Below are 23,154 nucleotides of genomic sequence, written 5' to 3' on the forward strand. Positions count from 1 at the left end.
CGGATCGGCCGACACGGAAGCTCACTCCGCCGGCGCCCACCGAGCGATGTCGTCGTCGGTGATCTCCCGCTCCTGTTCGGGCCGCTGCGTCATCCGGATGTTGTTGCCGAACGGGTCCCGGAACGCGCAGTCGATCCCGTACGGCTGATCCTCGGGTTCCTGGGTGAACTCCACGCCCTTGGCGAGGAGGTCGGCGTAGGTGGCGCGGCAGTCGTCGGTGGAGAGGATCGTCGCGGGCATCGCGCCCTGCGTGACGAGTTCACGCACCCGCGCCGCCGCGTCCTCCGCAAGCGCGGGCGGACCCGGTCGCTCGAGCAGGATCTGCCGGCCCGAATCCCCGGGTGCATGGATGGTGAGCCACCGCATGAAACCCATGTCGACGTCGGTGTCGACCTCGAATCCCAGTTTGCCGACGTAGAACTCGAGGGCCGCGTCCTGATCGAGCACGTAAATGGAGTGGATGCTGATTCCGTTGATCATGGCGACGACGTTACGACCGCGCCTGCGTGCGGCGCTTCTCCGAAACTGCTGAGATCAGCCGGACCGGTGGCAGCGGAAGGCCTGGTCCACTCGCGGACGAAGCACGACGGCACCGGCACCGGCACCGCGGACCGGCGGTAGGCGATGGGGCTGCGGCCGATGATCGCGGTGAACGTCCGGCTGAAGGTACCGAGACTGTCGTAACCGACGGCCAGCGCGACATCGGTCACCGACATCTGCCGGCGCAGCATCGCACACGCCCGTTCCATCCGACGCCGCTGCAGATACCGATGTGGCGTCTCACCGAACAGATTCCGGAATCGTCGAGTGAAGTGCGCGGGCGACATCACCGCGATGGCGGCAAGGGTGCCGACATCGAGGGGCTCCGCGTACGCGCGGTCGATCGCGTCGCGGGCGCGTAGCAGGCGACGGTTCTCGTCCTCCCGTGCGGTGTACACCGATCAGTGCTGCTCGCAGGCGATGCCGTCCTTGTCACGGTCACGCCCGGACGCGTTGGCGTCGTACAGTTCCTGATCCACGGTGAAATCGGTGACCGGCACACCCGACGTGGAGTCCACGGCACCGGGCTCGCCGACGCCGTGCGGGTAGTCGGCGTTGAGCTCGTCGCAGTCGGAGTAGACCGTCACGGCACTGGCCGGCGCGATCGACACAGCAGGTCCGAGCAACACCAGTGCTGCGACCGCCATCGCACCCATCATCGATCTGCACACGCCTCGCATGACAACCCTCTTCCGGACATTCCTCATCGAATGAGACAACGGTAGCGGGACCCGGAACCGCCGGTCACCGGTTGCCGGGGAGTTCGTGCGAACGCGGTACGGCTACAACCCGAACTTGGCCTGCATCCCGCGCAGCGTCTCGGCCGAACTCATCAGCCCGGCGAGTTCATCGTCGGACATCGGCATCTCCAGACGGGTCTGCGCACCGGCCCGGTCGACGACGGTCGGCAATGAGAGACAGACGTCGTCGAGACCCTCATAACCGGCGGCCACCGTCGACACCGGGAGGACGCGGTGCTCGTCGTTGAGCACCGCCTCGACGATGCGGGCGGTCGCCAAGCCGATCGCGTTGTTCGTCGCGCCCTTGCCCTCGATGATCTTGTACGCCGCGTGCACCACCTCGTGGTGGATGCGGTCACGAGCCGCGGCGTCGATCGGTTCGCCGCCGGGCAGCGGCTTCCAATGTGTCAACGGCACGCCGCCGATGGTCGCCGAACTCCACAGCGGGATCTCACTGTCGCCGTGCTCGCCGACGATGTAGGCGTGCACGTTCTGCACCGCGACGTCGCAGTGCTGGGCGATCAGCCACCGAAGCCTCGACGAGTCGAGCACCGTCCCGGAGCCGAAGACCTGAGAGTTGGGCAGCCCGCTGAACTTCAGCGCCGCGTAGGTGACGAGGTCCACCGGATTGGTGACCATGATGTAGACGGCGTTGGGTGCCACCTCCAGCACCCCCGGCATGATCTTCTTCGTCAAACCGACTGTGGCCTCGGCCAATTCGAGGCGAGACTGCCCGGGTTTCTGCTTCGCGCCCGCGGTGAAGACCACCACATCCGCGTCGGCGCAGACCGCGACGTCGTCGTCACCGATGACGTCGGCGCGCGGCACGAACTCCAGCCCGTGCGACATGTCGAGCACCTCGGCGGTGACCTTCGCCGTGTTGATGTCCATGAGCGCGATGGTCCGCGCGACACCGCGGATCAACGACGCGTAGGCGACGGCGGTTCCGACCGCCCCCGCTCCGATGATGGCCAGCTTCGTCGGTCTCGCATCCATCAGATCTCTCCACCTGTCGTCGCAGTCCGTTGTGAGCAGGGCGCGCGTTCACCGTCGCACTGTCTCCGTCTTAGCGGATTTGATCGTGCGACGCCGGACAAACTCCGATGTCGTCGCCGAACGTTCACACGTCGTCGACGAGGTGGACCAGACGACGAAGGGGACGACCACTCATTGTGGTCGTCCCCTTCGCCTAGGTGGCGGTCAGCTCAGGACTGCGCCGTCTCCGTGAAGTTGCGGGTCACTGCCGGGTCGACCGGGATGCCCGGGCCCGTGTTGGTCGAGACGGTGACCTTCTTGATGTAGCGGCCCTTGGCGGCCGACGGCTTCGCACGCATGATCTCGTCGAACGCCGCGCCGTAGTTCTCGGCCAGCTTCTCGGCGCCGAACGATGCCTTGCCGATGACGAAGTGCAGGTTCGAGGCCTTGTCGACGCGGAAGGTGATCTTGCCGCCCTTGATGTCGTTGACGGCCTTGGTGACGTCGGTGGTCACGGTGCCCGTCTTCGGGTTCGGCATGAGACCACGCGGTCCGAGGACACGCGCGATGCGGCCGACCTTGGCCATCTGGTCCGGGGTGGCGATCGCCGCATCGAAGTCGAGCCAGCCGCCCTGGATCTTCTCGATCAGGTCCTCGGCGCCGACCTCGTCGGCTCCGGCGGCGACGGCCTCCGCAGCCTTGTCGCCGGCGGCGAACACGATCACGCGGGCGGTCTTACCGGTGCCGTTGGGCAGGTTGACGGTGCCGCGGACCATCTGGTCGGCCTTGCGCGGGTCGACGCCCAGGCGCATTGCGACCTCGACGGTCGAATCGGTGTTCTTGGACGACGTGTCCTTGGCGAGCTGTGCAGCTTCCAGCGGGCTGTACAGCTTGCTCTTGTCGACCTGCTCCGCGGCGGCGCGGTAGGCCTTGCTCTTCTGTGCCATTGCTCTGTTCTTTCTCCGTGTTGATGATTCGGGTTGGTGGTTGATGGGCCGAGCCGGCCCTCCCACGCTTTCTCTTTCGCTGGTCCCTCGGTGATCGAGTAGCGGGACTTCCCCTCGCTGATCGAGTAGCGGGACTTCCCTCGCTGATCGAGTAGCTGCGAGCCGCTAGGCGAGCAGCGTATCGAGATCAGGTACCGAGATCTCTCAGCCGTCGACCGTGATCCCCATCGACCGAGCAGTACCGGCGATGATCTTCGCGGCCTGGTCGATGTCGGTGGCGTTGAGGTCTTCCTGCTTGGTCTTGGCGATCTCACGGACCTGGTCCATGCTCACCTTGCCGACCTTGTTGGTGTGCGGCTCGCCCGAGCCCTTCTGCAGGCCGGCGGCCTTCAGCAGGAGCTTTGCGGCGGGCGGGGTCTTCAACTTGAAGTCGAAGGACCGGTCTTCGTAGACCGAGATCTCGACCGGCACGACGTTGCCGCGCTGCGACTCGGTCGCCGCGTTGTACGCCTTGCAGAACTCCATGATGTTCACGCCGTGCTGACCGAGCGCCGGACCCACGGGCGGAGCCGGGTTGGCCTGGCCTGCCTGGATCTGGAGCTTGATGATCCCGGCGAGCTTCTTCTTCTTGGGAGGCATCTCTGTTCCTTGTTTGTTCCTTGCAAATCCACGTCCGCTGGAGACGTGAAAGTCTTGTGTCCGGCCCTTCGTGACACCCGCTCGTTCCTCGCGGGCTCCTCAGGGACCGGGTTGTTGTGTCGGCCCTTCGTGACGCCCGCTCGTTCCTCGCGGGCTCCTCAGGGACCGGGTTTACCGTTCCCTGAGGAGCGAGCTTGCGAGCGTCACGAAGGGTCGTTAAATCTTCTCGACCTGGTTGAAGCCGAGTTCCACGGGTGTCTCGCGACCGAAGATCGACACGAGCACCTTGACCTTGCGCTGTTCGGCGTTGACCTCGCTGATCGACGCGGGCAGCGTCGCGAACGGGCCGTCCATGACAGTGACCGACTCGCCGACCTCGAAGTCGACCTCGATGACGGCGGTCGCGGCAGCGGCAGCGGCCTCGACACCCTCGGCCGCGGTGCCCCTCTGGGCTGCCGGCTTCTTGGCCTCGACGCGCGGCATCAGGAACTGCAGCACCTCGTCGAGCGACAGCGGCGACGGCTTGGACGTCATGCCGACGAACCCGGTCACACCGGGCGTGTTGCGCACGGCGCCCCACGACTCGTCGTTGAGGTCCATGCGCACCAGGATGTAGCCCGGCAGCACCTTGCGGTTGACCTTCTTCGGCTGACCGTTCTTGATCTCGGTGACCTCTTCGGTCGGCACCTCGACCTGGAAGATGTAGTCACCGACGTCGAGGTTCTGCACGCGGGTCTCGAGGTTGGCCTTCACCTTGTTCTCGTAGCCGGCGTAACTATGGATGACGTACCAGTCACCCGGGGCCCGACGAAGCTGCTTGCGCAGTTCCTCCACCGGGTCTGCTTCTTCGGCGGGAGCCTCTTCGGCAGCGACCTCGTCGGCCACGTCGACCTCGTCGGCGACGGCGTCCTCTACGGCCTCGGCTTCTTCGACGGCGACCTCGCCACCGTCGACGGCTGCTTCGTCATCCGCGGCGGCCTCGATCTGGGCCTCGACTGCCGGGTCGTTGGTCTCGTCGACAGCGTCGATCGCCGCGACGTCGACCGACTCGGGGGCCGATTCGATCTCGTTCTCCGGGGTGCTCATTGCAGCCCACGCTCCTCTTTCGTTTCCGGTCGTCCAGGCTCGGCCGCGATCCACTCGCGTGGATTGTCAGCCGAAGAGCCAGAGGACTCCCCTGGCGAAGACCAGGTCGAGACCGGAGATGAAGGCGGTCATGATGATCACGAAAACCAGCACGACAATCGTGTAGGTGATCATCTCCCGGCGGGTGGGCCAGATGACCTTCTTCAGTTCGGCGACGACCTGCTGCAGAAAGACCCAGATCCGAACGAACGGATTGCGACTCTGGCCTGCATCGGCCTTCTTCTTGCGTTCCTTGACGGCGACGTCGGAACCGGTGTCGGTGTCCGAGCCGCTGTCGGTGCTGGGGGCACCCGCCGACGAACGACGGCGCGACGAACGCTTGCCCGAGGGACGGAGTTCACTCGACTCCGTGCCACCCGACTCAGCGCCGGTCTCCTCGACGTCGCGACTCTCGAGCTCCTCCACCGAGTCGGTGGCGGCGTCGTCCGCGGCGCCTTTGGCGCGGGCAGCTCGATCTCGCTTGCTCACTTCGAGGTTCCTCTCGTCAACGTATGCCCTCACCAGGGCAGGGGCGACAGGACTTGAACCTGCAACCTGCGGTTTTGGAGACCGCTGCTCTGCCAGTTGAGCTACGCCCCTTTGCGACTGTGCCGCGGCTCTCGCCACGCTACAGCTGCCATCTGGGCCGACCCTGAGGAAAAGCTCCTCACACAACCAACGCGCCACCCTATGGGTAGCGCGCAAGTCTCAAGTCAATCCAGACACTTCAGTGTAGAACACTCGTCGCCCGGAACCCAAAACGGGTGCGGACCCGGCTGGCCGGGAGCCAGATCCAGGCTCCGCATGACCGTGGACGTCACCGCTGAGCGTGCTCGGCTGGATTATCCAGTCGAGCACGCGCACAGGTGATGCGGACGGTCACTCTCCACAGGTTCAGGAGCCTGTGGATGAGCACATCGGCCTTCCGCCGCTCCGCACCACAATCTAGCGGCATGAACGATCTCGGCGTCTACCACCGACGCGAACTCCGCAGCACCGGTGTCACCGACGTGGACCTGCGTCGTGGGCTGAGGCAGGGGGTGTACACGCGTGAGGGCAACAGTTGGTACTCCATCCCGTCGGCCGACCCCAAAGCGCTGGCGGCGGTCCGCAGGGGCGGTGTACTGAGTTGCGTCACCGCACTCGAGCACTACGGGGTCTGGATCCCGCCGCAGATCGATAAACTGCACCTCCGCGGCAACTCTCAGGCCAACCGCGATCACCCGGGCCGGTATTGCCGCCACTTCGGCCGACCCCTCCCGGTGACGACCATTCTCGACGATCCACTCACCGCACTGCGCCACGCAATCCGATGCCTCGACGCCGAGGGCGTCACGGTCGTGTGCGACTCGTTGCTGAACATGTCAGTGCGGATGCGCAGCGGATTGCTGGCATCCGAACTCCTGACACCCCGCGAGGTCGAATCCGCGTTCGCCGGCGGGCCAAAGCACCTGTGGGCATGTCTCGACAGGTGTGACGAACGCGCCGCCTCCGGCACGGAGACGATGGCTCGGCTCCGGCTGCGAAGCCTGGGCCTCAAGGTCGAGGTGCAGGTCTACGTGCCCGGACTCGGGCATGTCGACCTGAAGGTGGGCGACCGCCTCCTGATCGAGATCGACAGCAGGGCGCACCACACCGTCAGCGACAATTACCAGGAGGACCGTCGACGCGACCAGATCGCCACCAGCCTCGGACCTGCACCGCATGCCCATGACCTACCAGGACATCGTGTACGGGTGGCCCACGATGATGGACCGTGTGCTCGATGCGGTTCATGGTGGCCACCATCTGGCCCCGCGCCGCCGCAAACTGACCGCGGACATCACCGGAGACGGGCGCGAACTGGATTATCCAATCGACCCCGCTGCCACGTGATGCAGGCGGTCACGTTCGGGGGCAGTGAGCCGCTTATCGGGCGGCGACGACCTCAGTTGAACTGCACGTGCGCCAACGCGCGACCGAAGATCTTGCGATCGCCCTGCTTGGCGACGATGGCGATCACGCCGCGGCGGGTCTCCGGATCGAGCGACTTGATCTTGCCGGTGAAGTCGACCTGCGCGTATCCCTCGGCCGGCACGTAGACCGGGCTGGTGAAGCGCACGTTGTACTCGAAGATCGCGGCCGGGTCGCCGACGAAGCTGCTGACGAAGCTCGCACCGAGACCCATCGACTGCATGCCGTGCGCGACGACGGTCTCCAGGCCGATCACCTTCGCGACCTCGTCGGAGAAGTGGATCGGGTTGGGATCGCCGGCCACACCCGCGTAGTTGACCAGGTTGCCCCGGGTCAGCGTCTTGGTGATCGCCGGCAGTTCCTGGCCGACGGACAGGTCGTCGAAGTTGATCGCCGAGTACGGCTTCGGATCGACCTGCGGATCGGGCAGCGAGTACCGCTCGAACGGTCCGTGCACGGTCTTGGGCATGACCGCTTCGCGGTCGACCTTCATCATCACGTGCTCGAGCTTGTCGAGAACCTCGGGATCGGCCTCGACGGCCGGCCGCGCGACGAGGCTGGTCCAGGTGGTCATCACCGGCTCGTCGTACTGATTCCAGATGATGTTCTTGGTGACCATCACGTCGGTGCCGGCCATCTGGCGGAACGACTCGAGCGAGACGTCGCAGATGAGCTGATCGCCCACCTTGACGGGCTGGTGGAACACCAGACGCTGATCGGTCTGCATGATCTGCCACAGGTCGTAGCCGGTGACGATGTCCTCGAACAGTCGACGCTGGGCGATGATGCCGAGAACGGAGACGAACGTGGGCGCGGCAATGAGGGTGTCATGCCCCATCTCGGCGGCCATCTGCTCGTTCCAGTGGACGGGGTGATCGTCCTGGACAGCGCGGGCGTGTTTGCGGACCTCTTCGCGGCCGACCTCGTAGTAGTCGTCGACGGTGTAGTTGTAGCCCACCATCTCTTTGGTGTGGGCTGCGATCTCCTCCGGAGTCAGCTTGACACCGTTCTTCAGATCCTCGATCCGCTGCGCGATCTCGGTTTCGGTCACTGACATCGGGTGCCGCTCCTTCACTCCGCCAAACCCCGTGGCGACTGCTGGCTGTCGGGGCCGTCGGGCGAGAGGCCGGTCAGTGCGGACCGGTTCGCCGCCCTACGGCTGCGGGCCACCTCTTGCGTCAAGAGGCAGCCCGCATGGTCGTTCATACCGGAATCGCCGGTGATGCGCTCAGCGCGATTCCTTATGCGCCTGGTGCTTGCCGCAGTTCGGGCAGAACTTCTTGATCTCGAGACGATCGGGATCGTTGCGACGGTTCTTCTTGGTGATGTAGTTACGGTGCTTGCACACCTCGCACGCCAAGGTGATCTTGGGGCGAACATCTGTTGAGGAGGCCACTTCGTTGCCTTCTTTCGGGTGGTACGTTCGGCGGGCTCGGCGCGCCCTTTGCGTGTCGGCTCCGAACTGGTTCGGCACCGATGTGTAGCGGTGGAGGGGCTCGATCCCTCGACCTCACGATTATGAGTCGTGCGCTCTAACCAGCTGAGCTACACCGCCATGTGGACTGGGGTCCAGCGAGCCCCCTGACGGAATCGAACCGTCGACCTTTTCCTTACCATGGAAACGCTCTGCCGACTGAGCTAAGGGGGCGTGTCCCCGGGCATTTCTGCTCGAGAGCCTTAACGAGGTTACACACCAAAACCGGCGCTCACCAAATCGCACTTCACGACCGGTGGCGAGCGCCGACTTGTCAGCGTATGACCACGTTGTGGCAGGTATAGGATTCGAACCTATGTAGCTTGCGCGACGGATTTACAGTCCGCTCCCTTTGGCCGCTCGGGCAACCTGCCGGTGCTGTCCATCCAACCGCCGGACGGCTGTGAGAACAACGCCGTGAAGAATACAACGACGTGCCGGTATCCACGCAAACCGGCTGCTCAGCGCAGTCCCCGATGGGTTCCGGCCAGACGTCCCCGGCACGCCCGATAGGCTGTCGGGCATGGCTGATTCATCGTTCGACGTGGTGAGCAAGATCGATCGCCAGGAGGTCGACAACGCCCTCAACCAGGCGGCCAAGGAGCTGTCGCAGCGCTACGACTTCCGCGGCACCAACACCGGCATCGAGTGGTCCGGCGAGGAAGCGATCGTCATCACCTCCGACGCCGAGGAGCGCGCACAGGCCGGGCTCGAGGTGTTCAAGGAGAAGCTGATCCGCCGCGACATCTCGCTCAAGGCGTTCGACGCCGGCGAACCCGCCGCCTCCGGCAAGACGTTCAAGATCACCGGCACCCTGGTCCAGGGCATCGATTCCGACCACGCCAAGAAGATCTCCAAGAAGATCCGCGACGAGGGCCCCAAGGGCGTCAAGGCGCAGATCCAGGGCGACGAACTCCGCGTCTCCAGCAAGAAGCGCGACGACCTCCAGGCCGTCATCTCGCTGCTCAAGGGCGAGGACTTCGGGATCGCGCTGCAGTTCGTGAACTACCGCTGACCCTCGGCCTTCATCATCTCGCCGACAAAACCCGCAATCGCGCCGCGAGAATCCAGAGCCGGCTAGCCGCGGCCCGACCGCCTCGCCATCTCATGCAGCCGCGCGATCCGGTCCTCGGTCGGCGGGTGGCTGGAGAAGAGTTTGGCGACGCCGCCACCACGGAACGGGTTGGCGATCATCAGGTGCGACTGCGACTCGATCTTCGGGTCCTCGGGCAGCGGTGCGCGGTCGATGCCGCCGCTGATCTTGGCCAGCGCCGACGCGAGCGCGAGCGGGTCGCCGGTGAGCTCGGCACCCGACTGATCGGCCTGATACTCGCGCGACCGCGACACCGACATCTTGATGACGCTTGCGGCCAGCGGGCCGAGCAGCGTGATCAACAGCACGCCGAGGATTCCGGGACCGTTGCCGTTGCGACCGCCGCCGAAGAAGAACGCGAAGTTCGCCAGGCCGGTGATGATGGACGCCATCGCGCCGGCGATGGAAGAGATCAGGATGTCGCGGTTGTAGACGTGCGATAGTTCGTGGCCGAGCACCGCGCGCAGCTCCCGCTCGTCGAGGAGCCGCAGGATGCCCGCGGTGCAGCAGACGGCGGCGTTCTTCGGGTTGCGGCCGGTCGCGAAGGCGTTGGGTGACTCGGTCGGACTGATGTAGAGCGCCGGCATCGGCTGACGTGCGGTGGTCGCGAGCTCGCGGACGATGCGGTACAGCACCGGCGCCTCGACCTCGGTGACCGGCTGCGCACGCATCGACCGCAGGGCCAGCTTGGCGGAGTTGAAGTAGACGTAGGCATTGGTGCCGATCGCGAGCACCACCGCGAACAGCAGGATCGTCGGGCTCTGGAACATCGCGCCGATGCCGACGATGATCGCCGACATCAGCCCCATCAACGCGGCCGTCTTCAGACCATTGAAGTGCATGTGTCCCTCGTTCTCCCGCATCGCCCGACGCCCGTCGCCGGGGTGCTGTCACTGTGCCAAACGACTGAGAGGTCAGCAGAGTTTCCGGGCTCCGTCATCGAGGGCACCGACAGTTCCGGCCGCACTTCCAGGTTCCGGCTTGGACACGGAACTGCGGCCAGAAGCTGCAGGTGCGGCCAGAACCCGTTCCGGCTATCCCGTCCTGTCGATGGTGTAGCGCACCAGCGAACTCAATGCGCCGTGCGCGGGGCCGTCGGGTAGCTGGGCGAGAACCGACTCCGCTTCGTCGGCGTAGGCGCGCAACCGATTGTGTGCCGCCTTCATCCCCGACGACGCGTTGAGCACCTCGATGGCCTCGGCGACCGCGGCATCGTCGGTGACCGGCCGGGCCGCACCGGTCGCGGGGTCGAGCAGCAGGTCCCGAAGTCGTTTCGCCTCGGCGTCGTCGTCGCGCAGGGCGTACAGCACCGGCAGCGTGTGGACGCCTTCGCGCAGGTCGGTGCCCGGCGTCTTGCCGGAGTCACCGCTGACCGAGCTGATGTCGATGATGTCGTCGGACACCTGGAATGCGGTGCCGATGATGTCGCCGAGTTTCGACAGCCGCTCGACGTCGTCGGCGGTGGCGCCCGCGGCCATCGCACCGAACCGGCCGGATGCGGCGATCAGCGACCCGGTCTTCTCCCACACCACCTGCAGGTAGTGCTCGATCGGGTCGCCGCCCTCGCGCACTCCCACGGTTTCGCGCATCTGACCGGTCACCAGCTCCGCGAACGTCTCGGCGATGATGCGGACCGCCTCGGGGCCGAGCGTCGACACCAGCCGCGATGCGCGGGCGAACAGGAAGTCACCGGACAGGATCGCGACCGAGTTGGTCCACCGGGAGTTCGCGCTGGCGGCGCCGCGGCGGAGCTGCGCCTCGTCCATCACATCGTCGTGGTACAGCGTGGCGAGGTGGATCATCTCCACGACCGTCGCTGAGGTGATGACTTCCGACGCGTCCGGCCGCGCTCCGAACTGCGCAGACAGGATCGCGAACATGGGACGGAAGCGTTTGCCACCGGCCTTGGCCAGGTGCGTCGCGGCCTCGGTCATGATCTCGTCACCCGACGACAGCTCGGTCAGCAACAAGTCCTCGACCTGCGCCAACGACGATCGGACCGTCTCGGCGAACTCGTCGGTGCCCAGGTCCAACCCGGCGAATGTGGACTTCACGCGCTAGCCGCTCCATCTCGTCGTCGGTCGCAGTCGGCCTTCGGGCACGGCTGCCATGGTGCCGAGCCTAGTCGTAGTCGCGGCCCGACATACTGGTCGGGTGAGTAGCGACATACCCCCGCCCACGATCCCCGCACGGGCCGATGTCCTCGTGGTCGGCGCCGGTCCGGGTGGGTCGGCGGCGGCCGCGCATGCAGCGGCCGCCGGGCATGACGTGGTGCTGCTGGATGCGGCGACGTTTCCGCGCGACAAGACCTGCGGCGACGGACTCACCCCGCGGGCCGTCGCCGAGCTCGACGACCTCGGGCTGGGCGCGTTCCTGGACGATCGGCCCCGCATCGCCGGGCTGGACCTGCACGGCTGGGGCGCCGAGCAGCGGGTGCCGTGGCCGTCCGGCCGTTTTCCGGCCTACGGCAGCGCGGTGTCCCGCACGGAGTTCGATGACGCCCTGCGCGCTCACGCGGTCGGCCGCGGCGCGCGAATGGTGCAGGGCGCCAAAGCTGTCGACGCCACGCTCGCGGACGGGCGGATCACCGACGTGATCGTCGACGACGGGCACGGGCGACGCTCGATCGCGGTGCGCGACGTCATCGTCGCGGACGGTGTGCGCTCCGGCCTCGGCAAGACGCTCGGCCGCCAGTGGCATCGCGACACCGCCTACGGGGTGGCCGCGCGTGCGTACGTGCCGTCCCGCCGGGCCGAGGACAACTGGATGGGCTCCCATCTGGAACTGCGCGGCCCCGACGGCGACCTGCTACCTGGGTACGGCTGGGTGTTCCCGCTCGGCGACGTCGCCCCCGGACCGCTGCCGGTGTCGGGCGGGCTGCTCAACGTGGGCGTCGGGGCACTCGCCACCGCCAAGCGACCGGCGCACATGGCGCTGCGACCGATCCTCGAGCATTACGCCCGGATGGTCGGCGACGAATGGGGCATCGATGGACCTCCGCGCCTCGTGACGTCGGCGCTGTTGCCGATGGGCGGCGCGGTGACCGGGGTCGCCGGACGCAACTGGATGCTCATCGGCGACGCGGCGGCCTGCGTCAACCCGCTCAACGGCGAGGGCATCGACTACGCCCTCGAGACCGGGCGACTCGCCGTCGAACTGCTCGACGACACCCGCCGCTCCCCCGACCACACCACCCGCTGGCGCGACCTGCTCGTCGGGCACTACGGCTTGGCGTTCTCCGCGGCGCGGCGCCTGGCCGGCCTGCTCACCGTGCCGCAGGCGGTGCCGGCGCTGGGACGACCGGGTATCCGATCGGCCCGGCTGATGTCGCTGGTGGTGCGGGTGATGGGCAACCTGATCACCCCCGACGACGCCGACCTGGTTGCGCGGGCATGGCGCACCGCCGGCCGCGTGTCCACCCGCGTCGACGACCGGCCGCCGTTCCGCTGACCTGCCCCGAGCGGCGTTGGAACAAACCAGGTGATATGTTCCAACCCATGTCCGTCGTCACCGCAGCCGCCACCCGCGCCCAACGCGCCATCCAGAATCGGCTCGCCACGCGCTACCGACTTCGGGGCGAGATCGACCAGATCGACGCTGTCGACGACCCGGTCGCGATCGCGCGGCTGCTCGCCACGCAGGAGTTCCCCTGGGGCATGACCCAGGCACTGAGCTTCGCGCTCTTCCGCACCTACGCGGTGCCGTCCATCGGCGAGTTGCTCTACGACACCCGGCAATTCACTGAGAACACGCAGAAGCGCTACGACGACACCGTCTTGCTGCTCGACGCGCCGGTCGAGCATGGATTCGACAGTCCTGCCGGGCGAGCCGGCATCCGTCGCATCAATCAGATGCACGCGATGTACGACATCTCCAACGACGACATGCTCTACGTCCTGTCGACGTTCGTGGTCTGTCCGGTGGAGTGGGTCAACGCCTACGAGTGGCGCACGCTCACCGAACACGAGGTCACCGGCCTCACCAACCACTACCGTCGCCTCGGAAAACACATGGCGATCAAGGAAATCCCCGAGACCTACGCGGAGTTCGAACGGTTCTACAACGACTACGAGGAACGTCACTTCAGCTACAGCGCCAAGTCGCTGGCCGTTGCCGACGCCACCCTCGATCTACTCGGCACCTTCATGCCGTACCGCCTCCTGCCGCGTCCGGTGGTGCGTCGATTGTCGTTCGCGCTCATGGACGATCGGCTGCTGGAGGCATTCGGCTACCCGAAACCCACTGTCGTCGAGCGGGTTCTGGCGCGCGGAGGTCTCAAGGCGCGGGGCCTCGCCATCCGGTTGTTCGCGCGTCCGCGGACGGAGCCGTTGTTCGGTCGTCAGACACCTCAGGTCCGCGGCTACCCGAATGGGTATCGGCTCGACGAACTGGGCACGTTCGCGCCCGGGTGTCCTGTGCCGCACGGGGTGTCGACTGCGACCGACGAGGAGCAGCATTCGGCATGACCCTTCGTGACGCCCCGCTCGTTCCTCACGGGGCTCCTCAGGGATCAGGGGGAAACGTCGCCACCGCCCCCTGAGGAGCGAGCTTGCGAGCGTCCACCGTTCCCTGAGGAGCGAGCTTGCGAGCGTCACGAAGGGGCCTGTCGGGGGCCCTTCGTGACGCCCCGCTCGTTGCTCGCGGGGCTCCTCAGGGATCGGGTCAACGTCCCCCTGCGCGTACCTAACGAACGGCCGAATGAATCGCCGCGATCCCGCCGGTGAGGTTCTGCCAGGCCACATTCGAGAAGCCCGCCGACCGGATCAGCGCTGCGAGATGCGGCTGGTCCGGCCAGGCCCGAATCGATTCGGCGAGATACACATACGCGGACGGGTTGCTCGACACCTTCGTCGCGACCGCGGGCAGGGCCTTCATCAGGTACTCCATGTACACGGTCCGGAACGGACGCAGCGTCGGCGTGGAGAACTCGCAGATCACCAATCGCCCACCGGGTTTCAAAACCCGCCGCAACTCCGACAACGCCTTCGGGGCATCGTGGACATTGCGCAGCCCGAACGAGATGGTGACGGCGTCAAAGGATTCGTCGGCGAACGGCAGGGCCAGCGCATCGGCGGCGACCTTGGGGACGTCGCGGTGGGCACCGGCCTTCAGCATGCCCAGCGAGAAATCGGCGGCCACACAGTGCGCGCCGGACGTCGCGAGCTCCACCGTCGACACCGCGGTCCCGGCGGCGAGATCGAGGACGATGTCTCCGGGTCGCAGGTCGAGCGCGCGGCGGGTCTTCTTACGCCAGCTGCGGTCCTGCCCGAACGACAGCACCGTGTTGGTGCGGTCGTAGCGCTTGGCGACGCCGTCGAACATCGCCGCAACCTCGGCCGGATCCTTGTCGAGAGTTGCGCGATCCTGCGAGCCCGTTCCCATGCCGACCACGCTACCGCCCGCGGGGACGCCGAGCGGCATCGCGCCGTGCGTCTCAACCGGGGCGACTCAGCCGGCGAGGCTCTGCACGTCGTCAATCCCGGTCACCGCGCGATAGTGGCCGAGTAGTTGATCGCACACCGCCGGCCAGGTGCGGGCGCGTACGGCGTTCAGGCCGGAGCGTCCCATCTCGGTGCGCAGTACCGGGTCGCGCAGGACGTCGACCACCGACGGCAGCCGGTCCGCGAACTCGTCGGGCGCGAGCAGGTAGCCGGTGCGGACGTGCGCGACCAGATCCCGCGGGCCACCCGCGTCGGGTCCGATGACCGGCAGTCCGGAGGCCATCGCCTCCTGGATGGTCTGGCAGAAGGTCTCGTGCTCGCCGGCGTGGACAAAGACGTCGAAGCTGGCGTACGCACGGGCAAGAAGCGCTCCCCGCAGTTCCCCGGTGAACACCGCGCCGGGCATCATCGAGGCGAGCCGTGACCGTTCCGGGCCGTCGCCGACGATCACGAGCTGCACCGACGGGTCCTGCGCGAGGGCGGCGAGCCGCTCGACGTGCTTCTCCGGTGCCAGCCGGCCGACGAAACCAACGACCAGCCGATCCTCGGCACCCCACCCAGCACGGAGTTGCGGGTCGCGGTGTACCGGGTCGAACTGCTCGACGTCCACACCACGTCCCCAGCGAAACAGTCGCGGAACACCGCGCAGGGCAAGGTCTTTCATGGTCTCCGACGACGGTGCGAGGGTACGGTCGCACATTTCGTGCAGTCGTCGGGTATAGCGCCAGGCGAGTCGCGAGGTCACCGCGAGGCCGTAGCTCGCGGCGAACCCCGCCACGTCGGTCTGGAAGACGGCGACCGACGGTATGTCCAGGTGGCGGGCGGCGACGGCACCGGCCGCTCCGATCACGAATGGCGACGCCAGGTGCACCACGTCGGGCTCGACGTCGCGCAGCGCCCGGTACAAGGAGGGGGTGGGCACCCCGATCGGCAGCGACGTCACCTTCGGCACCATCACCGACGGGACCAGGTGTACCGGGGTCCGCCGCCCGACCATCCGGGGCGCGGGAAGCTCACCGCGCGGGGTGTCGGGGGCGATGACGAATGCCTGATGGCCGGTTCTTTCGAGATGGTCGACCACCCGCAGGACGGAATTGACCACTCCGTTCATCTGCGGCAAGAAGCTCTCGGCGACAATCGCGACCCGCATGCCGCCAGTGTCCGGCAGGGGCTTGTCCTCGGTGGTGGTAACACGTGACGACATGTCGAAGATCGGATGAACACGCCCGGGCGTCGACCTCGGATGTTTCACCGCATGTCAGGGACACTTCAGACGTGACCGAATTGCTGCTGCTCAGTCGCTGGCTGGGCGCGGTCCCCGGCTTTCTCGCCGAAAGGTGCGGGCCCGGCGCGCGTGTCGGCTTTGTCCCGACCGCGTCGTCGATCTATCCGGATCGGGCGTGGGTCGATCTTGATCGCACCACGCTGCTCGACCAAGGCTTCGACGTCGTCGACATCGACATCGACGCCATGTCGGTCGCGCAGCTGGGCATCGCGCTCAACGCCGTCGACGCCGTCTTCGTCTCGGGTGGCAACGTCTTCCATCTGCTCGCGACGATGCGCCGCACCGGCTTCGACCGACTGCTCACCGACCGCGTCCGCGCAGGTCTCCCCTACCTGGGTGTCAGTGCCGGGGCCTGCGTCGTCGGCGCGGACATCGAACCGCTCAGGCTGCTCGACGACCCGGCCGAGGCCCCAGGTCTCACCTCGACGACAGGTCTCGGCTGGATCGACGAGGTGATCGTGCCGCACGCCGACGGCATCGTCTCCGGCCGCGCGGTGGTCGACGAGCTGCGGACGCGCTACGGCAGCCGATTCACCCTGCGGATGCTCGAAGACGATCAGGCGTTGCTGGTCTCGGGTTCGGAACGCTCGGTGGTGCCGTCCTGATCCGTGTCGTCCTGATCCGCCTCGTCGTTGTCACCGTCTGAGCGGGCACGCCGCGCGTTCAGACGCCGGTTGATCTCGGCGAGCAGCACCATCACCGCACCGACGATCAGCCAGCCGACGACGATGATCGACAACGCCGGGACGATCGCCAGGGTCCAGCTGCGCCCGGCGGGTCGTGCGAGGTCGGGGTTGGTGGCGTCGTACTCGACGCTGATCCGCTGGCCCTGCGTCAGTTCGGTCGGGTACAGCAGCCCGAGCCGCGGACTGTGGAAGTCGCCGTCGGGGGTCTGGAAGTTGACCGCGGCGTGCAGCCGGTCGGCCGACACGACGTCGGCCATCACGGTTGCCGTGTTCCGGTCGATCTGCGCGTCGTTGCGGTGACATCCTGCGACCAGCACCACCGCCATGGTCGTGATGACCATGCCGAGCAGCACCAGCACGTACTGGCTACGCCGCAGGATGGTCGGATTCACGTCGACCAGCGTAGCGCCGCCCGCCCCCACGTTCTGGCCGCACCTCCAGCTTCTGGCCGCAGTTCCGTGTCCAAGCCGGAACCTGGAAGTGCGGCCAGAACCTGCAGTCGCCTACCCGACCCGCCCCGCAATCGCCGCATGCACCGCACGCAGGTGGGCACGGTCGGTGATCACCTCGACCACCTCCACGCCACCATCGGGCGCATCCTCGGCCAGCACCGACGACAACTCGCCGATCGTCACCCGCCGATGCGGCACGTGGAAACCGGCGCACAGCGACGCGAGGTCGGCGGAATGTGGGGTGCCGAACACCCGCTCGTAGGCACCGACGTACGGGCCGCTGTTGTAGCGCGGGTCGCCCTGCTCCAGCAGGCCGAAGATGCCGCCGCCGTCGTCGTTGGCCACCACGATCCGCAGGCAGGACGGCCGCGGCTCCCCCGGCCCGATGACGAGTCCGGTGGCATCGTGGATGAAGGTGAGGTCACCCATCAGGGCGATGGTGTGCGCCCCCGGCGACGATCGGTCCAACGCCAACGCCGCACCGATCGCGGTCGAGTTGCTGCCGTCGATACCGGCCACGCCACGGTTGGACAGCACCCGCACACCGTCGGTGACGCGGCCGGCGAGCGCGACGTCGCGGATCGGGTTGCTGGCGCCGACGACGAGCTGATCGCCCGGCCGCATGGCCGCGCTCACCACCCGGGCGACGTGCAGCCCGGTGGTGGCGGCCGGGTCGTCGAGCCGACCGTCGAGTTCGGCGTCGACGGCGCCGAGCACCCGCTGCTGCACGTCGGCGCACTCCTTGAGCCACTCCTCGCGCGGCTCACCGGTCGGCTCCACCCGCGTCCCGGTGGCGTACACGTTGCCGGAGACATCGGGCCAGCGCGGACCGGTGGTCAGGGCATACACGGTGACGGCCGGGTCGGCCAGCAGCCGCGACACCCCACGGTGCAGCGTCGGGCGCCCGCAGATGATCGCCTGTTGCGGACGTACCGAATCGAGGGCCAGCGGATGCAGCGGCGTATCGGCATGCGGCGCAGTCGGTTCCGCGACCGTTGGAATCCCGGCCAGCGCCGGGTGGACGCCGGCTCCGTGCCCGGACACGACGACGGTGTCGAGCGACAGGTCGATGGGCAGCGGCACGTCGAGTTTGCCGACCGGCGCCTGGGTCCACGGCACACCGCCCGGCCGGCCGGCGAACGTGCCGAGGTCGTCGTCGGGCCCGACCTCGGGGTCCGGGACGAGCGGTTCACGCAGCGGAATGTCGAACTGCACGGGGCCGGCGTTGCCGGTGCGGGCACCCCGCGCGGCCGCCAGCACGCGACCGACCGCCGATCGCCACTGGCTGTTGGTGTCCAGGTCCTGCTCGGCGAGACCGAGACTGATCGCGGCCCGCACCTGGGTGCCGAAGATGCCGAACTGTTCGACGGTCTGGTTCGCCCCCGACCCCAACAACTCATACGGCCGGTTCGCGCTCACCACCACCAGCGGCACACGCGCATAGTTGGCCTCGAAGACCGCCGGACTCATGTTGGCCACCGCGGTACCGCTGGTCATCACGATCGGTACCGGCTGCCCCGACGACACCGCCAGCCCCAGCGCCAGGAACCCCGCCGACCGTTCGTCGATCCGCACATGCAGCCGAAGGCGACCCGCGACATCGGCCGCGTGCAGCGCGAACGCCAACGGCGCGTTGCGCGACCCCGGGCACAGGACCGCCTCGGTGACACCGCAGCGGATCATCTCGTCGACGATGACGCGCGCCTGCAGAGTCGAGGGATTCATCCCTCCAGCCTAGGACGACGCGACCTGTCATCCGCACGGCCTAACAACAGTGGTGCTCGTCACGCCACAAGGCGCACCATGAACACATGGGCTTCTACGACGACCGCATCCTGCCCCACCTGATCAACCTCACCTGCGGAATGTCGGTGCTCGAACCACTGCGCCGACGCACCTGCGAAGGCCTGTCCGGCGACGTCGTCGAACTCGGATTCGGGTCCGGGCTCAACGTCGGCGCCTACCCGGAGACGGTGACGCGGATCGCGGCCATCGAACCCAATGACCGCGGATGGAAGATCGCCGCCGACCGGGTCGCGGGGTCACGCGTACCGATCGACCGGGCGGGCCTCGACGGTCAGCGCCTGCCCTTCGACGACGACACCTTCGACCATGCGCTCACCACCTTCACGCTGTGCACCATCCCGGACCTCGCGGCGGCGTTGTCGGAGGTGCAGCGCGTGGTGAAGAGGGGCGGCACCCTGCATTTCCTCGAACACGGCAATGCCCCCGACGAGTCGGTGCGCCGCTGGCAGCGACGGCTCGAGCCGATCCAGAAACGCGTCGCCGGCGGCTGCCACCTCACCCGCGACATCCCGGGCGTCCTCGCCGACTCGGGCCTCACCGTGGAGACCATCGACCGCTTCTATCAGCAGGGCACCCCGAAGCCGATGGCCGCGATGAACCTGGGCGTCGCGCGAATACCGCTGGTCGAGTAGCCGAGGAGCTTGCGACGAGGCGTATCGAGACCTCCGGTAATACCCTCAACCAAGTGCGTCGTTGGATTCTGCTCGCCCTCCTGACCGCGGGTGCGACGTACCTCCTCGAACTTCTCGACGTCGACGCGGCGGCGTTGTTCGCCGGACTCGTCGTTGCGGCGATTCTGGCCATCGCCGGGTTCGGGCCGCCCCGGCTTCGCGCCGCCCGGCCGACGGGCTCGGACGATGGCGATCCCGACCCCGAGGACCCCGACCCGCCGGCCATCCCGCGCCCGATCATGCAGGCTGCGCAGGGTGTGCTCGGTGTGTTCATCGGCACGATGGCCGACCCCGAGACGATGTCGGGTCTCGGTTCGTCGTGGTTTCCGGTCCTTGTGATCGGGTTCGCCACGCTCGCCCTGTCGGTGATCGGCGGCGCGTTGCTCGGCCTGCACCGACTCGTCGACCCGCTGACGGGGTCCCTGGCGCTCGTCGCCGGCGGGGCGTCCGGGCTGGTCGCCCTGACCCGCGAGTTCGGCGGCGACGAACGCATGGTCGCGGTCATCCAGTACCTGCGGGTAGCGCTGGTGACGATCAGCATCCCGCTGGTCGCGTCGGTCGTGTTCCACGCCGAATCCACGGCGGTGCGCCAAGAGCCGCCCACCGTCGCCGACCAGGGCTGGGGCCTGCTGTTGCTGGCCGTCTGCCTGGGTGTCGGCATCCCGCTCGGCCGCCTGATCCGGTTGCCCGCCGCCGGGTTGCTCGGTCCGATGGCGTTGGCCACGGTCGCCGAACTGACCGGCCTCGCCGGCGACGCCGAGGTGTCGACGATCCTGCTCACCGTCGCCTACGCGGTCATCGGCTGGCAGGCGGGTCTGGGCTTCACCATGGAACGTCTGCGCGCCATCGGGCGTGTGCTGCCCGCCGCGCTGGTGCTGATCCTCGGCATCGGCGTCGGGTGCGCGCTGCTCGGGGTGGCGCTGTCGGCGTGGACCGGCGAGTCGATGTTCGACTGCTATCTGGCCACCACCCCGGGCGGGATCTATGCCGTGCTCGCCGCGGCCACCGCGGCGGGCGACAACGTCGCGTTCGTCGTCGCCGCCCAGATCCTGCGGGTGCTGTTGATGCTGTTCGTCGCGCCGTTCGCCGCCCGCGCCTTCGCGCGCCGACTGAGCCCGTGAGCGCGAGCCCCACGAGGGGACCTCGACCCGCCTCGTCCGTCTGTCTAGAGTCGAGGACATGAACGGGGACGCCAATCCGACCAATGCCCGCGAGTTCGACGTCGTCGTGTTCGGCGCGACCGGCTTCGTCGGCGAACTCACCGCCCGCTACCTGGCCGAACACGGGCCACGCGGCACCAAAGTCGCGCTCGCCGGGCGGTCGGAGACCAAACTCGCCGCGGTCCGCAAACGACTGCCCGACCGCGCCCACGACTGGCCGTTGATCGTCGCCGACGCGTCGTCGCCGAGTTCGCTCGATGCGATGGTCTCCCGCACCCGCGTCATCTGCACCACCGTCGGCCCCTACCTGCGCTACGGCGAGGCGCTCGTCGTCGCCGCGGCGAGCGCCGGCACCGACTACGTCGACCTCACCGGCGAGGCACCGTTCGTCCACTACTCCATCAACAAGGCACACGAGACCGCGCAGGCCACCGGCGCCCGCATCGTCCATTCATGCGGATTCGATTCCGTGCCATCCGATCTCGGCGTGTACCTGCTGTTCCAGAAGATCTCCGACGACAAGGCCGGTGAACTCACCGACACCACCTTCGTCGTCAAGTCGTTCAAGGGCGGGATCTCCGGCGGCACTTTCGATTCGGTGCGGGTGATGGCCGAGGAGTCACGCAACGCGGAGACACGGCGGCTGGTGCTCAATCCGCACTCGCTGTCCGGAAAGCCGGGCGACACCCCGCGGCCGGCCATCAAGTCCGAGCCCAGCGACATGTCGATGATGAGCGCCAAGAAGGTCGACCCGTCGATGAGCGGCACGCTGGCGCCGTTCTTCATGGCCGCCTCCAACACCCGGATCGTGCGGCGCACCAACGCCTTGCTCGACAACGCCTACGGCCCGGACTTCCACTACGCCGAGACCATGTCGGTTGGCAAGATCCCCGGCGTCTCCACGGTCGCGGCGGGTGCCGTCGCCGTCGGCACGGGCGCGTTCCTGGGCGCGATGAGCTTCGGCCCCACCCGCAAGCTGCTCGACCGTCTGCTGCCGAAGCCCGGTGAGGGCCCGAGCGAAAAGGCGCGTGAGAAGGGCTCGTTCATCACCGAGACCTACACGACGACCAGTACCGGCCGCCGCTACCGCTCGGAGATGCGGATGAAGGGCGACCCCGGCTACAAGGCCACCGCGGTGATGCTCGGCGAGAGTGCGCTATCCCTGGCGCTCGAACGCGACCGCCTGTCCCCGCTGACCGGCGTCCTCACGCCGGCCGCCGCGATGGGCGAGGTCCTGGTCCGGCGCCTGCGCGACGCCGGCGCCACCCTCGACGCCGTCGAGCTCACGTAGCCAGCACTATTCGCTGGTCGATCTCGATACGTAACTCACTTCGTTCGTTACTACTCGATCCACGGAGTAGCCGCGCCCGCTTTTAACCGCTGGTCGAGGGGTCCCCCAACCGCTGGTCGAGGCTCCCCCAACCGCTGGTCGAGTAGCCGAGGAGCCTGCGACGAGGCGTATCGAGACCCGCCGAGCCGCACAGCCGAAACCCCCTACTGCTGCCCCGGATTCAGCTTGATGAACAGGGCGTCCATCTCCGCGCAGAGCCGATCACCGTCGTAGAGCGCACCTTTGGTGAACACCTTGCGACCGTCGACGCGGTCGGCCCACGTGTGCGCCTGCAGCGGCGTGTTCAGCGGGGTGATCGAGCGGTATTGCACTGTGAGATAAGCGGTTCGGCAGACACCCTGAATCGCGACCGCAGAGGCGTAACCGCCGAGATCATCGAATGCGACCGCCACGTGCCCGCCGTGCGCCGCCTTGTTGCCGCCGAGATGGAAGTCGCGGAACGTCACGGTGGCGAACACGCCGTCATCGTTGACCTCTGTCACCTCGAACGGCGGAAGTGTGATGTTGCCGCGCGCCGGCAGGTCGATGCGGGTGCCCGACGGCGAGTGCCACTCGTCGATGCGGGTCGCATCGAGTTTCTCGTTGATCGCCGCGAGCTGCTCGATCAGTTCGTCGGCCACCTCCGGAGGCGGGCATGCGTAGCGGACGTTGTCCATGAGGGCACGGACCTGCTCGCTGAACTCGCCGTAGCGGGGACCGCCCCGTTCGGTGGTGATGGCGGTGTGTGCGCGGAACCCACCTTCGTGCGGATCTTCCTCGATCTCGGTGGTGGTCTCCGGACTGCTGGCACCGTCACTCATGGATCAACCGTATAGA

General features: G+C 67.4%; 25 protein-coding genes and 4 tRNA genes. 8 read left to right on the forward strand and 21 right to left on the reverse strand.

Annotated features, from left to right (window positions below; translation table 11 throughout):
• Window positions 1–21: 21 nt before the first annotated feature.
• The 9 genes from VZC37_RS13030 to VZC37_RS13070 all read right to left on the reverse strand — a co-directional run bounded on the left by VZC37_RS13030 (window position 22) and on the right by VZC37_RS13070 (window position 5,566).
• Window positions 22–480 (reverse strand): VOC family protein, encoded by a 459-nt coding sequence (locus tag VZC37_RS13030; RefSeq protein ID WP_330432948.1) that lies wholly within the window; start codon window positions 478–480, stop codon window positions 22–24.
• Window positions 477–938: an AraC family transcriptional regulator gene (locus VZC37_RS13035; RefSeq protein WP_330432950.1), complete on the reverse strand. Its 462-nt coding sequence runs from the start codon at window positions 936–938 to the stop codon at window positions 477–479. Before VZC37_RS13035 ends, VZC37_RS13030 begins: the two co-directional genes overlap by 4 nt.
• Before the next feature lie 3 nt (window positions 939–941).
• Window positions 942–1,187: an excalibur calcium-binding domain-containing protein gene (locus VZC37_RS13040; RefSeq protein ID WP_330432951.1), complete on the reverse strand. Its 246-nt coding sequence runs from the start codon at window positions 1,185–1,187 to the stop codon at window positions 942–944.
• Window positions 1,188–1,322: 135 nt separating this feature from the next.
• Entirely contained in the window at window positions 1,323–2,276 is a 954-nt protein-coding gene (locus tag VZC37_RS13045; protein WP_330432952.1) for an L-lactate dehydrogenase, read from the reverse strand.
• A gap of 209 nt (window positions 2,277–2,485) precedes the next feature.
• Complete coding sequence (gene rplA, locus VZC37_RS13050) at window positions 2,486–3,202, reverse strand: 50S ribosomal protein L1 (protein ID WP_330432953.1); 717 nt, start codon at window positions 3,200–3,202, stop codon at window positions 2,486–2,488.
• Window positions 3,203–3,406: 204 nt separating this feature from the next.
• Window positions 3,407–3,841, reverse strand: coding sequence for a 50S ribosomal protein L11 (gene rplK / locus VZC37_RS13055; RefSeq protein ID WP_330432954.1), 435 nt, complete (start codon window positions 3,839–3,841; stop codon window positions 3,407–3,409).
• A 216-nt stretch (window positions 3,842–4,057) separates the two neighbouring features.
• Window positions 4,058–4,927 carry a transcription termination/antitermination protein NusG gene (gene nusG / locus VZC37_RS13060; protein ID WP_330432955.1) on the reverse strand — a complete coding sequence of 290 codons (870 nt, stop codon included), beginning with the start codon at window positions 4,925–4,927 and terminating at the stop codon, window positions 4,058–4,060.
• Window positions 4,928–4,993: 66 nt separating this feature from the next.
• On the reverse strand, window positions 4,994–5,455 hold the full coding sequence (gene secE / locus VZC37_RS13065) for a preprotein translocase subunit SecE (RefSeq protein WP_330432956.1): 462 nt from the start codon (window positions 5,453–5,455) through the stop codon (window positions 4,994–4,996).
• A 38-nt stretch (window positions 5,456–5,493) separates the two neighbouring features.
• Window positions 5,494–5,566, reverse strand: a tRNA-Trp gene (locus tag VZC37_RS13070).
• Between the two features lie 1,110 nt (window positions 5,567–6,676).
• On the opposite strand from VZC37_RS13070, the gene VZC37_RS13075 reads away from it, so the two are divergent.
• Entirely contained in the window at window positions 6,677–6,841 is a 165-nt protein-coding gene (locus tag VZC37_RS13075; protein ID WP_330432957.1) for a hypothetical protein, read from the forward strand.
• Window positions 6,842–6,893: 52 nt separating this feature from the next.
• Here VZC37_RS13075 and VZC37_RS13080 read toward each other — a convergent pair whose 3' ends face one another.
• The 5 genes from VZC37_RS13080 to VZC37_RS13100 form a co-directional block, all read right to left on the reverse strand.
• Entirely contained in the window at window positions 6,894–7,976 is a 1,083-nt protein-coding gene (locus VZC37_RS13080; RefSeq protein WP_330432958.1) for a fused (3R)-hydroxyacyl-ACP dehydratase subunits HadA/HadB, read from the reverse strand.
• 171 nt (window positions 7,977–8,147) lie between these two features.
• Window positions 8,148–8,315, reverse strand: a complete 168-nt coding sequence (gene rpmG, locus VZC37_RS13085) for a 50S ribosomal protein L33 (RefSeq protein WP_003929651.1) — start codon at window positions 8,313–8,315, stop codon at window positions 8,148–8,150.
• An 85-nt stretch (window positions 8,316–8,400) separates the two neighbouring features.
• Window positions 8,401–8,474 (reverse strand) — tRNA-Met (locus VZC37_RS13090).
• Between the two features lie 20 nt (window positions 8,475–8,494).
• Window positions 8,495–8,567 (reverse strand) — tRNA-Thr (locus VZC37_RS13095).
• A gap of 119 nt (window positions 8,568–8,686) precedes the next feature.
• Window positions 8,687–8,767 (reverse strand) — tRNA-Tyr (locus VZC37_RS13100).
• Window positions 8,768–8,916: 149 nt separating this feature from the next.
• Here VZC37_RS13100 and VZC37_RS13105 point away from each other — a divergent pair.
• A complete protein-coding gene (locus tag VZC37_RS13105; RefSeq protein WP_330432990.1) occupies window positions 8,917–9,408 on the forward strand; it encodes a YajQ family cyclic di-GMP-binding protein in 492 nt (163 codons plus the stop codon).
• A gap of 62 nt (window positions 9,409–9,470) precedes the next feature.
• Here VZC37_RS13105 and htpX read toward each other — a convergent pair whose 3' ends face one another.
• Both htpX and VZC37_RS13115 read right to left on the reverse strand, forming a co-directional pair.
• The gene (htpX, locus tag VZC37_RS13110; protein ID WP_330432991.1) at window positions 9,471–10,328 is read right to left on the reverse strand and encodes a zinc metalloprotease HtpX; all 858 of its coding nucleotides are present in this window, start codon (window positions 10,326–10,328) and stop codon (window positions 9,471–9,473) included.
• Between the two features lie 192 nt (window positions 10,329–10,520).
• A complete protein-coding gene (locus VZC37_RS13115) occupies window positions 10,521–11,540 on the reverse strand; it encodes a polyprenyl synthetase family protein (RefSeq protein ID WP_330432992.1) in 1,020 nt (339 codons plus the stop codon).
• 100 nt (window positions 11,541–11,640) lie between these two features.
• On the opposite strand from VZC37_RS13115, the gene VZC37_RS13120 reads away from it, so the two are divergent.
• Complete coding sequence (locus VZC37_RS13120; RefSeq protein ID WP_330432993.1) at window positions 11,641–12,936, forward strand: geranylgeranyl reductase family protein; 1,296 nt, start codon at window positions 11,641–11,643, stop codon at window positions 12,934–12,936.
• A gap of 47 nt (window positions 12,937–12,983) precedes the next feature.
• Window positions 12,984–13,952 (forward strand): oxygenase MpaB family protein, encoded by a 969-nt coding sequence (locus VZC37_RS13125; protein ID WP_330432994.1) that lies wholly within the window; start codon window positions 12,984–12,986, stop codon window positions 13,950–13,952.
• Window positions 13,953–14,169: 217 nt separating this feature from the next.
• Here VZC37_RS13125 and VZC37_RS13130 read toward each other — a convergent pair whose 3' ends face one another.
• Window positions 14,170–14,868 (reverse strand): demethylmenaquinone methyltransferase, encoded by a 699-nt coding sequence (locus VZC37_RS13130; protein ID WP_330432995.1) that lies wholly within the window; start codon window positions 14,866–14,868, stop codon window positions 14,170–14,172.
• 66 nt (window positions 14,869–14,934) lie between these two features.
• Window positions 14,935–16,077, reverse strand: a complete 1,143-nt coding sequence (locus VZC37_RS13135) for a glycosyltransferase family 4 protein (protein ID WP_330433150.1) — start codon at window positions 16,075–16,077, stop codon at window positions 14,935–14,937.
• A 125-nt stretch (window positions 16,078–16,202) separates the two neighbouring features.
• Between VZC37_RS13135 and VZC37_RS13140 the strand changes: the two genes are divergently transcribed.
• Window positions 16,203–16,817 (forward strand): Type 1 glutamine amidotransferase-like domain-containing protein, encoded by a 615-nt coding sequence (locus VZC37_RS13140; protein WP_330432996.1) that lies wholly within the window; start codon window positions 16,203–16,205, stop codon window positions 16,815–16,817.
• Here VZC37_RS13140 and VZC37_RS13145 read toward each other — a convergent pair.
• Together VZC37_RS13145 and menD are read right to left on the reverse strand one after the other, a co-directional pair.
• On the reverse strand, window positions 16,769–17,290 hold the full coding sequence (locus tag VZC37_RS13145; protein WP_330432997.1) for a DUF3592 domain-containing protein: 522 nt from the start codon (window positions 17,288–17,290) through the stop codon (window positions 16,769–16,771). The two genes, VZC37_RS13140 and VZC37_RS13145, sit on opposite strands and share 49 nt — an antisense overlap.
• 111 nt (window positions 17,291–17,401) lie before the next feature.
• Entirely contained in the window at window positions 17,402–19,075 is a 1,674-nt protein-coding gene (gene menD / locus VZC37_RS13150; protein WP_330432998.1) for a 2-succinyl-5-enolpyruvyl-6-hydroxy-3-cyclohexene-1-carboxylic-acid synthase, read from the reverse strand.
• A gap of 86 nt (window positions 19,076–19,161) precedes the next feature.
• Between menD and VZC37_RS13155 the strand changes: the two genes are divergently transcribed.
• The 3 genes from VZC37_RS13155 to VZC37_RS13165 are packed head-to-tail and all read left to right on the forward strand — an operon-like array spanning window position 19,162 to window position 22,278.
• Window positions 19,162–19,788, forward strand: coding sequence for a class I SAM-dependent methyltransferase (locus tag VZC37_RS13155; RefSeq protein WP_330432999.1), 627 nt, complete (start codon window positions 19,162–19,164; stop codon window positions 19,786–19,788).
• 53 nt (window positions 19,789–19,841) lie between these two features.
• Entirely contained in the window at window positions 19,842–20,948 is a 1,107-nt protein-coding gene (locus VZC37_RS13160) for an AbrB family transcriptional regulator (protein ID WP_330433000.1), read from the forward strand.
• Window positions 20,949–21,006: 58 nt separating this feature from the next.
• Window positions 21,007–22,278 carry a saccharopine dehydrogenase family protein gene (locus tag VZC37_RS13165; RefSeq protein WP_330433001.1) on the forward strand — a complete coding sequence of 424 codons (1,272 nt, stop codon included), beginning with the start codon at window positions 21,007–21,009 and terminating at the stop codon, window positions 22,276–22,278.
• A 203-nt stretch (window positions 22,279–22,481) separates the two neighbouring features.
• Here the strand turns inward: VZC37_RS13165 and VZC37_RS13170 are convergent, their stop codons facing one another.
• Complete coding sequence (locus VZC37_RS13170) at window positions 22,482–23,138, reverse strand: PaaI family thioesterase (protein ID WP_330433002.1); 657 nt, start codon at window positions 23,136–23,138, stop codon at window positions 22,482–22,484.
• Window positions 23,139–23,154 lie beyond the last annotated feature (16 nt).

The organism is Gordonia sesuvii (assembly GCF_036350415.1).
In the GTDB taxonomy this organism is placed as follows: domain Bacteria; phylum Actinomycetota; class Actinomycetes; order Mycobacteriales; family Mycobacteriaceae; genus Gordonia; species Gordonia sesuvii.